Here is a 12,264-nt window from a genome sequence, read left to right on the forward strand (position 1 = left end):
ACACTCCATGGGCTTTGAAGGGGGCGCAAGCCCCCTTTTTTTCTATGCGTGAGCGGAGAATTGGGAATCGCCGAGCGGGGAGGGCCCTTGCGATTCCCGACTCTCCGTTCCCGATTCCCGGCAGTTACAGCTTCTCCGACGCGTAGTCCGCAAGGCGCGAGCGCTCGCCGCGACGCAGCGTGATGTGCGCGCTGTGCTGCCATTCCTTGAAGCGGTCGACGGCGTAGGTGAGGCCGGACGTCGTTTCGGTCAGGTACGGCGTGTCGATCTGCTCGACGTTGCCGAGGCAGATCATCTTCGTGCCGGGGCCGGCACGAGTCAGCAGCGTTTTCATCTGCTTGGGCGTGAGGTTCTGCGCCTCATCGATGATGACGTAGCGGCTGAGGAAAGTGCGGCCGCGCATGAAGTTCAGCGAACGGATCTTGATGCGCGAGGCGAGCAGGTCGTTCGTGGCCGCGCGCCCCCAGGCGCCGCCTTCGCTCGGGCTCGTCAGCACTTCGAGATTGTCCGTCAGCGCGCCCATCCACGGCGTCATTTTTTCTTCCTCGGTGCCGGGCAGGAAACCGATGTCCTCGCCGACCGAGACCGTCGCGCGCGTCATGATGATTTCGCGATAGCGCTGCTGATCCATGACCTGGGCGAGTCCTGCGGCGAGCGCGAGCAGCGTCTTGCCGGTGCCGGCGGTACCGAGCAGCGTGACGAAATCCACGTCGGGGTCCATCAGCAGGTTCAGTGCAAAATTCTGCTCGCGATTGCGCGCGGTAATGCCCCAGACGTTGTGCGATCCGGTGTAGTCGTCCATGAGCCGCAGACGTGCGCGGCCGTCGCGCACTTCGATCACGCGCAGCTCGAGCATGTCATCGCCGTCGGGAATGTAGAGGCACTGATGCGGAAACCAGTTCTCGTCCTTGCGCAGCTTGATTTCGTAGAACGTGTGATTGCGTTCCTGCCAGGATTTCAGGTCTTTCTGGTGCAGCGTCCAGAAGCCCTCGGCGAGTTCGGTGTGGCCGGAATAGAGCAGGCTGAAATCGTCGAGCGCACGGTCGTTTTCGTAGTCCTCGGCCGTGATGCCGTAGATCGACGCCTTGATCCGCAGGTTGATGTCCTTGGTCACCAGCACGACCGGCACGCGCTGGTAGAGCTCGCGCAGCATCAGTACCGCGGCAAGGATCTGGTTGTCCGCCTTGACCTTGGTTGCGCTCGCTTCCGGCGCGCGCGTCTGGAAATACAGGCGACCGACGGCCTTGCCGCGCTTGAGATTGACTCCCTGCGGCGAGACCAGGTCCAGGCCTTCCTCGATCTTCCGGTCGCCGCCATGCTCGATCAGTTCGTTGATGAAGCGGCTGACCTGGCGCGCGTTGCGCGATACTTCGGATGTTCCTTTTTTTGCATTGTCCAGTTCTTCGAGCACCGTCATCGGAATGAAGACGTCGTGCTCCTCGAAGCGGAACAGCGAGGTCGGGTCGTGCATCAGCACGTTCGTGTCGAGCACGTAGATGCGCTTGCCTCGGGTCATGCGTCAGCCTCGGGCGGGGAGAAGAAGAGGGCACCGGCCGCGGCCGGCATTGCGGAACTGCATTCGTGCGCGGAAGCGTTCACGCGCCCGGGATGCTCCCGAGCACGTCGGCGGCATGGCCTGGCACCTTGACAGGACTCCACCGCTGGCGGATGCGGCCGGTCGGATCGATCAGGAACGTGCTGCGTACGATGCCGAGATAGCGGCGGCCGTACAGCACTTTCTCGTGGATGACGTCGAAGGCTTTGCACCAGGCTTCGTCGGTGTCGGCGATCAGCGCGAAACCGAGCTTCTGTTTCGCGGCGAAATTCGTGTGGATGCGGGCAGTGTCGCGCGACACGCCGACGATGACCGCGTTGCGCCGCCCGAAGTCGGCCTGCAGGTCGCGGAAATCCTGCGCCTCGCTGGTGCAGGCCGGCGTGTTGTCTTTTGGATAGAAATATACGGCCACCCATTTGCCGCGCAGCGAAGCGAGCTTCAGCGGCGTTCCATCGGCGGTCGTACCGGTCAGCGCGGGAGCCTTGTCGCCGGGTTCGAGCATGTTCAGAACTTCATCGGGTCCATGATGGCATCGAGGTTCAGCCCGTCGCAGAACTCGAGGAAGTCGTCGCGCAGTGCGGCGATATGCGTCGTCGACGGAATTCCGATCGTGACCTGCGCCGAGAACATGTCGGCGCCGGTCTGCATCGCTCGGTAGCGCGAGGAGTGCAGCTGTTCGATCGTGATGCCGCGGCGGCCGAAGAACTCGGCGAGCTGGTGCAGTATTCCGGAGCGGTCGGCGGCGATGACTTCGACGACGTAGGGCAGCAGCGTGTTCTGCATGGGCTTGGGGCCCGTGCGGAAATGCGTGATGCGCAGGTTTTCGCCGCGTTCGAGCTTGTTCAGCGCGTTCTCGAGTTTCGCGATCGCGTCCCAGGGACCGACCGCGAGCGCGAGTACCGAGATGTCGGAGCCGAGTGCGGCGACGCGCGCGTCGACGAGGTTGCATCCGCATTCGGAGATACGGCGCGTGACCGCGACGAGCGGTGATTCCGGCTGCGGCGCGAACGCGTTGATGAGCAGGTAGTTCTCGTTCGCCGGCGGGCGTGGCGCGGTTTCGGTCAAGGCGGATTTACCTGCTTGCTTCACAGTCCGTGCGTCGCCTGAAGGTGGTGCCGAATCGCGCCGGCAGTGACCGCAGAATACTTGCCACACCTGGGGGCCGCAAGTAACATGCGCCGCTCTTTGTCCCGAGCCGGGAACCCGCGCTTTGAACCTTTCCGGAAGCATCTGTGCGCTGGCGACTCCGTTTGGTTCCGACGGCACGCTGGATCTCGATGCCTTCGCGCGATTGATCGAACGCCAGATCGCGGGCGGCACGCAGGCCGTCGTCATTGCGGGCTCTACCGGCGAAGCGCACGCGCTCACCGACGGCGAATTCGAAGAACTCGTCAGCTTCGGTGTGCGTCGGATCGCCGGCCGGATTCCTGTTCTCGTCGGAACCGGCGGCGCGAATACCGCGAAAACGATTGCCGTCACGCGCCAGGCGAAAGACCTCGGCGCCGACGCGGCGCTCGTCGTCACGCCTTACTATGTGCGTCCGACGCAGGACGGGCTCTGCGCGCATTACGTTGAAGTCGCCGACGCCGGTCTTCCTGTCGTTCTGTACAACGTCCCCGGGCGCACGGGCTGCGATCTGCTGCCGGTCACCGTGGCGCGGCTCGCAGCGCATCCGAACGTCGTCGGCATCAAGGAAGCCGTTGCCGATGCGCAGCGCATCGAAGATCTCCTCGCGCTGCGCAGCGATACGTTCCGCGTTCTTTCGGGCGACGATTCGACCGCGCTGCGCAGCCTGTTTGCGGGTGCCGACGGCGTGATTTCCGTCGCGAACAATCTCGTGCCGGTACCGTTTCGTGCGCTCTGCGATGCGGCACGCGGCGGCCGGCGCGACGCAGCGGCGGCGCTCGACGCGCAGCTTCAGCCTCTGTTCGACGCGCTTGGGGTGGAATCCAACCCGATTCCGCTGAAATGGGGACTGGCACTGCAGGGAATCGGCAGTTCGCGACCGCGCCTGCCGCTGACCGAGTTGTCCCCGAACCACCAGGATCGCTTGCGCGATCTGCTGATGAACCTGCAAGATGCGGCGGCTTGACGCTGCCGGTCGGCCCTACGTCCAAGACTTATCCAAGGTTTTCCTGTGAACTCGAAGTCCGCGATACGTATTGCGCTGCTCGTTGCGCTGATTCCCCTGGCCGGGGGCTGCAGCCTGTTTAAATCGAAGTCCGAATGGGACAAGGCCGCCGAGGCCCGCCCGCTCGAAATTCCGCCGGACCTCGATGCGCCGCCGAGCCGCGGCGAACTCGTCGTCCCGGCCGCTGGTACACCGCGGGCTTCGGCACGCGCCGCCGGCCCGACCGGCATCGACGGCCTCAACGTTGCTGATACGGTCGACAGCACCTGGCAGCGCGTCGGTACTGCGATCGAGCGCGCCGGCGATCTCGGCAGCATCAGTGCCCGCGACGAGAGTGCGCATACTTATTCGCTGACGGTGACGACGAAGCGCACGCGCGACGAGGGCGGTTTCTTCAAGCGCCTGTTCACGCGCAAGAAGGTCGACACCATTACGGAGACGGTGAATATCGGCGTCAGTGCCGACGGCGGCGGCAGCCGCGTCAGCGTCAGCGGCGGTGCTTCGGCGGTACAGCGCGTCGTTGCGGTGTTGCGAGAGCGGTTGGGCTGAGCCTCTCTGGGCTCAGCGCTCCAGCAGATTCAACTTGCCCGGCTTGCCGTCCCATTCCTTGGCGTCGGCAGGCGGGTCTTTGCGTTCGGTCAGCACCGGCCAGGCCTTGGCCAGTTCCGCATTGAGCGCGATGAAATGTTCTTGGCCCGCGGGAACGTCGTCTTCGGGGTAGATCGCGTTGGCCGGGCACTCGGGCTCGCACAGTGTGCAGTCGATGCACTCGTCGGGATCGATCACGAGAAAGTTCGGGCCGGCATGAAAGCAGTCCACCGGGCATACTTCGACGCAATCGGTGTACTTGCACTTGATGCAGTTTTCGGTGACAACGAAAGGCATGTGGCTACCGAGCCTGCTGAGTAGGAACAAGGGGAGTAAAGTGGCGCTCCCTAGGGGGTTCGAACCCCTGTTCTCGCCGTGAGAGGGCGATGTCCTAGGCCACTAGACGAAGGGAGCGCGTCGAGGATCAAGCGTGCGAAGTATAACGGAATTCATTCGACGGGCAATTCCTCGCGGGTTGCGTCGAAGCGGGGAAAAACCCGCGCAAACCGCTGCTGCAGAGCAGCCGCAGCGTCCGCAGTTGCGCATCATTTCGCGCGATCAGCATGGCATTTCGCGGCGCAATATCAGCAACGGCGCGCTGCGCGTGCTGTATCGGCTGAACGAGGCCGGCTATGAGGCGTTTCTCGTCGGCGGCGCCGTGCGCGACCTGCTGCTCGGCGGACACCCTAAAGATTTTGACATTGCGACAAATGCAACGCCCGAGCAGGTGCGCGGACTGTTCCGCAATTGCCGCCTGATCGGCCGCCGCTTCCGCCTCGCGCACGTCGTGTTCGGCCAGGAGATCGTCGAGGTTGCCACGTTCCGGGGCATCGGCGAGGAAGGCAATGCCGACCGGCATGTCGTGGACGGCCGCATCGTGCGCGACAACGTCTATGGCTCGATCGAGGAAGACGCGATCCGGCGCGATTTCCGCGTCAATGCGCTGTACTACAACATCGCCGACTTCAGCGTGCGCGACTATGTCGGCGGCATGGCCGATCTCGAAAAGAAAGAGCTTCATCTGATCGGCGAGCCCGAGCAGCGGTATCGCGAGGATCCGGTCCGCATGCTGCGCGCCGTGCGCCTCGCGGCGAAACTCGGCTTTCGGATCGACGAGAGCGCGGAGCAGCCTTTCGCGCGGCTCGGTCAGCTGCTCTGCGATGCGGCGCCGGCACGCCTGTTCGACGAGTCGCTGAAACTGTTCCTGTCCGGTCATGGGCTCGCGAGCTTTCGCGAACTCGACCGCAGCGGTCTGCTGCAGTTCGTGTTCCCGTCGGCTGCTGCGGCGCTGCGGCGGCCGCACGGCGACGAGTTCCGCCGCCTCGTCGAACACGGACTCGCCAACACGGATCAGCGCGTGCAGGCCGGCAAATCGGTGACGCCGGCATTCCTGTTTGCACTGCTGCTCTGGGGCGGCGTGCGCGAGCGCGCCGAGCGCGCGATCGCTTCGGGCGCCGACCCGCAGCACGCCTGGGGCAATGCGGCCGACGCCGTCGTCCAGGAGCAGACGGCGCGCGTCGCGATTCCGCGCCGCTTCTCGCTTGTCATGGAAGAGATCTGGGCGCTGCAGCCGCGCTTCGAGCAGCGCGTGAAGAAACGGGTCGTGCGTCTGCTGACGCATCCGCGCTTCCGTGCCGCGTTCGATTTCCTCGCCGTGCGCGGCGAAGCCGATCCGGCGCTTGCGGAACTCGCCCAGTGGTGGGAGCAGGCGCAGTTGACGGATCCGGCCGCGCTCGGCGACATGCTCGCGCAACCGGCTTCGGCCGTGTCCGACACGTCGGCTCCACGGCCCGCCGCCCGCAAGCGCCGCCGCCGGCGTCGGCGCAAGCCGTCGGGCGGCAGCGCGGACGGCGCACCTCCGACCGATTCGTGACGCGCGCATTCATCGGCCTCGGCAGCAACCTCGGCGACTCGCGGCTGGCTGTTGCGCAGGCAGCGCGCCGAATCGGCGCGCTGCCGAACACGCGTCTCGTGCGCAGTTCGAGTCACTACCTCACGCCGCCGTGGGGCCTGCACGAGCAGCCCGCGTTTATTAATTCCGTTGTGGAAATTGATACATCACTCGATCCGCGGGCGCTGCTCGACGAGCTGCTGCGAATCGAGCGCGACGCCGGCCGGGTGCGCGACGGCGCGCGCTGGGGGCCTCGCGCGCTCGATCTCGATATCTTGCTCTATGGCGAGGACATAATCTGCGCCGCCGCCTTGCGTGTGCCTCATCCGTATCTGGCGCAGCGTGCGTTCGTACTCGCGCCGCTCGCGGAAATCGCCTCGGAATGCGTCGTGCCGGGGCAGGGCCGTGTCGCGGACCTGCTTGCGCGCATCGACGCCGGTGAATGCCGCCGGCTCGAATCGCTGCCGGAGACGGAGCCGTCGGCCTAGCGCTCGCGGAGCACGTCCGTCCGGATTCGCATCTTTTCGATGTCGAGCCGATGGGTTGATAATCGACATTTCCCGTGCAGGAGTTCCGCGTGTACGCCAATCCCGCGACCGCGCCATCACGCAACGCCGTCACCGTGCCGCAGCTTCACGCGCGCAAGCGGACCGGCGAGAAAATCGTCATGGTGACGGCCTACGACGCGAGTTTCGCGGCGGCGGTGGATGCGGCGGGCATCGACGTGGTACTCGTCGGCGATTCGCTCGGCATGGTCGTCCAGGGCGAATCGAGCACGCTTCCCGTCACGCTCGATCACATGGTCTATCACAGCGCGGCCGTCGCGCGTGGACTGCACACCGCGCTGCTGATCGCCGACCTGCCGTTCATGAGCTATGCGACGCGCGAGCAGGCGTATGCGAGTTCCGCCAGACTCATCGGCGAAGGCCGCGCGGCGATGGTGAAGCTCGAGGGCGCCGGGTGGGCCTCCGACGTGATTCATGCACTGAGCGAGCGCGACATTCCGGTCTGCGCGCATCTCGGTCTGACGCCGCAGTCGGTGCACAAGCTCGGCGGCTATCGCGTGCAGGGGCGTGACGAAGATCGCGCCGAGCGTCTGCTCGACGACGCGCGCAGCGTCGCCCAGGCCGGTGCCGACCTGCTCGTGCTCGAATGCGTGCCGTCGGCGCTTGCGCAGCGCATCACGGCTGCGATTTCGATTCCGACGATAGGCATCGGTGCCGGCCCACATTGCGACGGCCAGGTGCTCGTGATGTACGACCTGCTCGGACTCACGCCGGGCAAGCGCCCGCGTTTCAGCAAGAATTTTCTCGCCGGCCACGACTCCGTCCAGGCCGCGCTGCATGCCTATGCCGACGCGGTGCGCAGCGGCGCATTTCCGGCTTCCGAACACAGTTACTGATATGGATCGCATTCATTCCGCCGCAGAGCTGCGCGCGACGACGGCTCGCTGGCGCAGCGAAGGCCTGCGCGTCGCGCTCGTCCCGACAATGGGCAACCTGCATGCCGGCCACTATTCGCTGATCCGCGCCGCACGCGAGCGATCCGATCGCGTCGTCGCGAGCGTATTCGTGAATCCGACGCAATTCGGTCCGAACGAGGACTTCGCGCGCTATCCGCGCACGCTCGACGACGACGCGCGCGGGTTGCAAGCCGAAGGCTGCGATCTGCTGTTCGCGCCCGCCGTCGAGACGATGTATCCATTCGGTCTCGAAGTCGCGACGCGCGTCGACGTGAAAGGCGTGACCGAAACGCTGGAGGGGGCTTTCCGGCCCGGCCACTTCGCCGGCGTCGCGACGGTCGTGCTGCGTCTGCTGAATCTCGTGCAGCCGGATGTCGCGCTGTTCGGCCGCAAGGACTATCAGCAGCTGCTGACGATACGACGCCTCGTCGCTGACCTGTGCCTGCCCATCGAGATCGCCGATGTCGCAACGATGCGCGAACCGGACGGCCTCGCGATGAGCTCGCGCAACCAGTACCTGAGTGCACAGGAGCGTCCGCAGGCGGCACAGGTTTATGCGACGTTGTGCCGGATGCGCGACGCGGTACTGGGCGGCGACGCGGCTTCGGCGATCGAGCGCGATGCACGCGACGCGCTGGAATCCGCAGGCTTCCGCGTCGATTACGCCGCGATCCGCCGTGCCGTCGACCTGACCGACCCTGTTCCCGGCGAGCGCTCGGGTCTGGTCGCGCTCATTGCCGCGCGCCTCGGAGCGACACGGCTCATCGACAACCTCGCGATCGGCGGCTGAGGCCGGTTAGTGTGGCGTACTTCACGAAGTGGTAGCGTTTGCGCAAAACCTGTGGTAGTGTCGCCACAGCCACTGGGGTTTTCGCAACGTTATCGTTGTCCTGGTGGCCGCAGGGCGCATTGTTCAGGTAATCGTCACTCCGATTCACCCCTCGCCGGTTTCGGCGGGGGTTTTTTTTGCGTCCGATTCGGCTGTGTCTTCGGCCGTCATTCCCAACTCAATCAGCTAGTTGCATCATCTGTCGTGCGACGGATCGAGCGCGCTGCGCGCCACGGCGCCGGCGCATCGCCCTGTATGGTGTTTTCGCAACGGCCGTCCGGCTGATCCCGCGGGTTTCATTGCCGGGGCGTCGCGGGGGCGTTGCTATACTTCTGTGCTTGTTGTTTTTCGGCAACGGCCAGGTCGTCGCGACGTCGAACGCCATCTCCGATGACAGCCAGGCCGGTCGCGTCGATTCGCGCGTTTCGCGCTTTCCATCGGACTCGCCATGCGCCTGCGGATGCTCAGGGCCAAGTTTTGCCGCGTGGCCGTCACTCACGCCGAACCGCACTACGAAGGTTCCTGCGCGATCGACGGCGACCTTCTCGACGCGTCGGGAATCCGCGAGTACGAACAGGTCCACATCCGCGACGTCGACAATGGCACCGTTTCGCCACCTTTGCCATTCGCGCCGGCGAAGGTTCCGGCGTCATCTCGGTGAACGGCGCGGACGCGCCTTTCCCGAATCCGGGTGATCTCGTCATCCTCTGCGCGTAGGCGCAACCCGGCGAAGCGGAACTCGCCCGGTTCAAGCCAACCTGCGTCTACGTCGATGCAAACAACCGCATGACGCACACGAACCATTCGATTCCGAAACAGGCCGCCTGAAGCCGACGGCGGCGGCGATGTCCGTCGACGCGGCCGTGCTTCGCGTCCCCTGCCGCATCGCGGCGGCGAGCCCGCTGTCCGGACATTGGCTTTTTTTGCTGGGTTTTTCGCGTTTCCGACGGTCGACCGGGTGCGGCTGCGCTGTTTAAGATCGACGCAGCCGATGCCCGCGTGCATCGAAAAGCCCAAGGAACGACATGCTGGCCGGACAGCTCGACATTCTGGCGCGGGAAGCCGCGCGCCTCGCCCCCGTGCATCTGCGCGAATTGCTCGCGGCACCGCAACGGTTCGAACGATTCTCGCGCCGCGCCGGGCCTCTGCTGCTCGACTTTTCGCGACAGAAGCTCGACGACACGGCGCTGCAGGCGCTCGGTACGATTGCGCAGGAATGCGGCTGGCAACAGCGTCGCGACGCGATGTTCCGCGGCGACGTGCTCAATCGTTCCGAACAGCGGCCGGTGTTGCACACGGCGCTGCGCGCCTGCGAGTCGCAGTTGCCGTCGACGGCGCCGCAAGCCGTCGCCGACGAAATCGCGACGACGCTCAAGCGCATGAGCGAACTCGTCGACGCGCTGGAGCGTGACGACACCGGCGCGTTCGGCATTCCGGCGGGCATCACGGACATCGTCAATCTCGGCATCGGCGGTTCGGATCTCGGTCCGCGCCTCGCCGTCGAAGCGTTGAGCGGCTACGCGACGGGCCGCTTCGCCTGCCACTTCCTGCCGAACGTCGACGGCCACGAAACCGCAGCGCTGATGCGCCGGCTCGATCCGCGGCGCACGCTCGTGCTGCTCGTGTCCAAGAGCTTCACGACGCAGGAGACGCTGCTCAACGGCGCTGTCCTGCGCCGCTGGATCGCGCAGGCGTACGGCGGCGACGAATCGCGCGCGGCGGCTCACTTCGTCGCGGTCAGCGCGAATGTCGAAGCGGCGCGCGCGCTCGGCATTCCCGCGGAACGCGTACTGCCGATGTGGGACTTCGTCGGCGGACGCTATTCGGTCTGGTCGGCGGTCGGGCTCGTGCTCGCGATCGCGATCGGCATGCCGAACTTCCGCGCATTCCTGCGCGGCGCGGCGCTCATGGACGATCACTTCCGCACGGCGGAGTGGCACGACAATCTTCCCGTGCTGCTGGCGCTGATCGGCGTCTGGAACCGCAACGGTCTCGGTCATGCCGCGCATGGCGTGATTCCGTATCTCGACGGTCTCGCGGAGCTGCCGGCGTTCCTGCAGCAGCTCGAAATGGAAAGCCTCGGCAAGCGCGTCGGCCAGAACGGCGAGCCGCTGCGTCAGGCGACTGTGCCCGTCGTCTGGGGCAGCGTCGGTACGAATGCGCAGCACGCCTTCTTCCAGGCGCTGCATCAGGGCAGCGACGTCGTGCCGCTCGACCTCATCGGCGCCGTGCGCGCGGCGCATCCGCTCGCGGACAACCACGACGCGCTGCTCGCGAATCTCCTGGCGCAGGGTGCCGCATTCGCGCTCGGCAAGACCACCGAAACCGCGCTCTCCGAAGCCACGTCGGGAACTACGGCGGAACGCGAGGCGCTCGCGGCGCAGCGCACGTTCCCGGGCGACCGTCCGAGTTCGACGCTGCTGCTCGATGCGCTGACGCCCGAGAGCCTCGGCGCGCTGATCGCGCTGTACGAGCACAAGGTGCTCGTACAGGCGCTGCTCTGGGACATCAACGCATTCGATCAGTGGGGCGTCGAACTCGGCAAGGTGCTCGCGAAATCCATCCTGCCGGCGCTGACCGGCGCGCCGGTTCCGGAGTCGTTCGACGCGTCGACGCGCGGTCTCATCGAAACCATCCGTTCGTTACGCTGAGGCCGTATCCGCGGCGTGCTGTTCAAGCGCCCAGCGCACGTGCTCGCGCACGAGTTCCGACGGATGCTGCTCGCGGCTGCGCAGCGCGGCGACGACGCCGGACAAGCCGTGCGCGTTGCCGAGCGCGACGGCGATGTTGCGCAGCCAGCGTTCGTGGCCGATGCGGCGTATCGCCGAGCCCTCGGTGCGCCGAAGGAACTCATCCTCGCTCCAGGCGAACAGGCCGATCAGCGCTGCGCCGTCGAGCCGGTGCCGCGGTGCGAAATCCGCTTCGCCCGTGGGCTGCGCGAATTTGTTCCAGGGGCAGATCAGCTGACAGTCGTCGCAGCCGTAGATGCGGTTGCCGATCGCCGTGCGGAATTCGAGCGGGATGCTGCCGTGCAGTTCGATCGTCAGATACGAAATGCAGCGGCGCGCGTCGACCTGATACGGTGCGACGATGGCCTGGGTAGGGCAGATGTCGATGCAGCGCGTACACGTGCCGCAATGCGCGCTCGCTGCCTCGTCCGGCGGCAGCGGCAGGTCGGTATACAGTTCGCCGAGAAAGAACCACGAACCGGCGTGGCGGTTGATCAGGCAGGTGTGTTTGCCGATCCAGCCGAGGCCGGCATCGCGCGCGAGTGCGCGTTCGAGCACCGGCGCCGAGTCGACGAAGGCGCGATAGCCGAACGGTCCGGTCTCGGCTGCGATGTGGTCGGCGAGCTGCTGCAGCCGGTTGCGCATGAGCTTGTGATAGTCGCGGCCGAGCGCATAGCGCGACACGTAGCCGAGCGATGCGTCGCCGATCACGTCCCAGCCGTGCGCGATGCCGGGCGGCGCATAGTCCATGCGTGCGGAAATCACGCGGATCGTGCCCGGCTGCAGTTCCTGCGGGCGGCTGCGTTTCGTGCCGTGGCGCTGCATGTAGTCCATCTCGCCGTGGCGGCCGGCGTCGAGCCAGTTCAGCAGATGCGTCTCGTCGGCGGCGAGTTCGGTGCCGGCGATGCCGATCTGCTGAAAGCCGAGTTCGGCGCCCCAGCGGCGGATACGATTGGCGAGGTCGATGTAGTTCATGGCGCGCGGCGTGGCGGCGCATTGTAGGCGACTGCGATGCGCGCCGGCGCGTTGCGGCGTTCGGACGCGGTTTCGCGCCTGTCGATTACAACCGCGCCGCCACC

At 65.9% G+C, this 12,264-nt stretch carries 12 protein-coding genes, 1 tRNA gene and 1 pseudogene; 8 read left to right on the forward strand and 6 right to left on the reverse strand.

Annotated features, from left to right (window positions below; genetic code table 11):
• Positions 1-124 precede the first annotated feature (124 nt).
• From VLF18_RS13460 to VLF18_RS13470, 3 genes are all read right to left on the reverse strand, one after another.
• A complete protein-coding gene (locus VLF18_RS13460) occupies positions 125-1,516 on the reverse strand; it encodes a PhoH family protein (protein WP_325280140.1) in 1,392 nt (463 codons plus the stop codon).
• Between the two features lie 79 nt (positions 1,517-1,595).
• Positions 1,596-2,057, reverse strand: a complete 462-nt coding sequence (locus tag VLF18_RS13465) for a peroxiredoxin (RefSeq protein WP_325280141.1) — start codon at positions 2,055-2,057, stop codon at positions 1,596-1,598.
• A gap of 2 nt (positions 2,058-2,059) precedes the next feature.
• The gene (locus tag VLF18_RS13470; protein WP_414717226.1) at positions 2,060-2,644 is read right to left on the reverse strand and encodes a glycine cleavage system protein R; all 585 of its coding nucleotides are present in this window, start codon (positions 2,642-2,644) and stop codon (positions 2,060-2,062) included.
• A gap of 121 nt (positions 2,645-2,765) precedes the next feature.
• Here VLF18_RS13470 and dapA point away from each other — a divergent pair, with 121 nt between their 5' ends.
• On the forward strand, positions 2,766-3,647 hold the full coding sequence (gene dapA / locus VLF18_RS13475; protein WP_325280143.1) for a 4-hydroxy-tetrahydrodipicolinate synthase: 882 nt from the start codon (positions 2,766-2,768) through the stop codon (positions 3,645-3,647).
• 45 nt (positions 3,648-3,692) lie between these two features.
• Positions 3,693-4,235 (forward strand): hypothetical protein, encoded by a 543-nt coding sequence (locus tag VLF18_RS13480; protein ID WP_325280144.1) that lies wholly within the window; start codon positions 3,693-3,695, stop codon positions 4,233-4,235.
• A 12-nt stretch (positions 4,236-4,247) separates the two neighbouring features.
• Here VLF18_RS13480 and fdxA read toward each other — a convergent pair whose 3' ends face one another.
• Complete coding sequence (gene fdxA / locus VLF18_RS13485; RefSeq protein WP_325280145.1) at positions 4,248-4,571, reverse strand: ferredoxin FdxA; 324 nt, start codon at positions 4,569-4,571, stop codon at positions 4,248-4,250.
• A 41-nt stretch (positions 4,572-4,612) separates the two neighbouring features.
• Positions 4,613-4,688, reverse strand: a tRNA-Glu gene (locus tag VLF18_RS13490).
• A gap of 124 nt (positions 4,689-4,812) precedes the next feature.
• Here VLF18_RS13490 and pcnB point away from each other — a divergent pair.
• The 6 genes and pseudogenes from pcnB to pgi all read left to right on the forward strand — a co-directional run bounded on the left by pcnB (position 4,813) and on the right by pgi (position 11,107).
• Complete coding sequence (gene pcnB, locus VLF18_RS13495; RefSeq protein WP_325280146.1) at positions 4,813-6,147, forward strand: polynucleotide adenylyltransferase PcnB; 1,335 nt, start codon at positions 4,813-4,815, stop codon at positions 6,145-6,147.
• Positions 6,144-6,653, forward strand: a complete 510-nt coding sequence (gene folK / locus VLF18_RS13500; RefSeq protein ID WP_325280147.1) for a 2-amino-4-hydroxy-6-hydroxymethyldihydropteridine diphosphokinase — start codon at positions 6,144-6,146, stop codon at positions 6,651-6,653. The genes pcnB and folK overlap by 4 nt, the downstream gene beginning before the upstream one ends.
• Positions 6,654-6,742: 89 nt before the next feature.
• On the forward strand, positions 6,743-7,567 hold the full coding sequence (panB, locus tag VLF18_RS13505) for a 3-methyl-2-oxobutanoate hydroxymethyltransferase (RefSeq protein WP_325280148.1): 825 nt from the start codon (positions 6,743-6,745) through the stop codon (positions 7,565-7,567).
• A gap of 1 nt (position 7,568) precedes the next feature.
• Complete coding sequence (gene panC / locus VLF18_RS13510; RefSeq protein WP_325280149.1) at positions 7,569-8,417, forward strand: pantoate--beta-alanine ligase; 849 nt, start codon at positions 7,569-7,571, stop codon at positions 8,415-8,417.
• A gap of 499 nt (positions 8,418-8,916) precedes the next feature.
• A pseudogene (gene panD, locus VLF18_RS13515) lies at positions 8,917-9,284 on the forward strand (aspartate 1-decarboxylase).
• Between the two features lie 197 nt (positions 9,285-9,481).
• Complete coding sequence (gene pgi / locus VLF18_RS13520) at positions 9,482-11,107, forward strand: glucose-6-phosphate isomerase (RefSeq protein WP_325280150.1); 1,626 nt, start codon at positions 9,482-9,484, stop codon at positions 11,105-11,107.
• Here the strand turns inward: pgi and queG are convergent.
• A complete protein-coding gene (gene queG, locus VLF18_RS13525; RefSeq protein WP_325280151.1) occupies positions 11,099-12,160 on the reverse strand; it encodes a tRNA epoxyqueuosine(34) reductase QueG in 1,062 nt (353 codons plus the stop codon). The two genes, pgi and queG, sit on opposite strands and share 9 nt — an antisense overlap.
• Positions 12,161-12,264: the final 104 nt, after the last annotated feature.

The organism is Tahibacter sp. (assembly GCF_035481375.1).
Taxonomy (GTDB): Bacteria; Pseudomonadota; Gammaproteobacteria; order Xanthomonadales; family Rhodanobacteraceae; genus Tahibacter.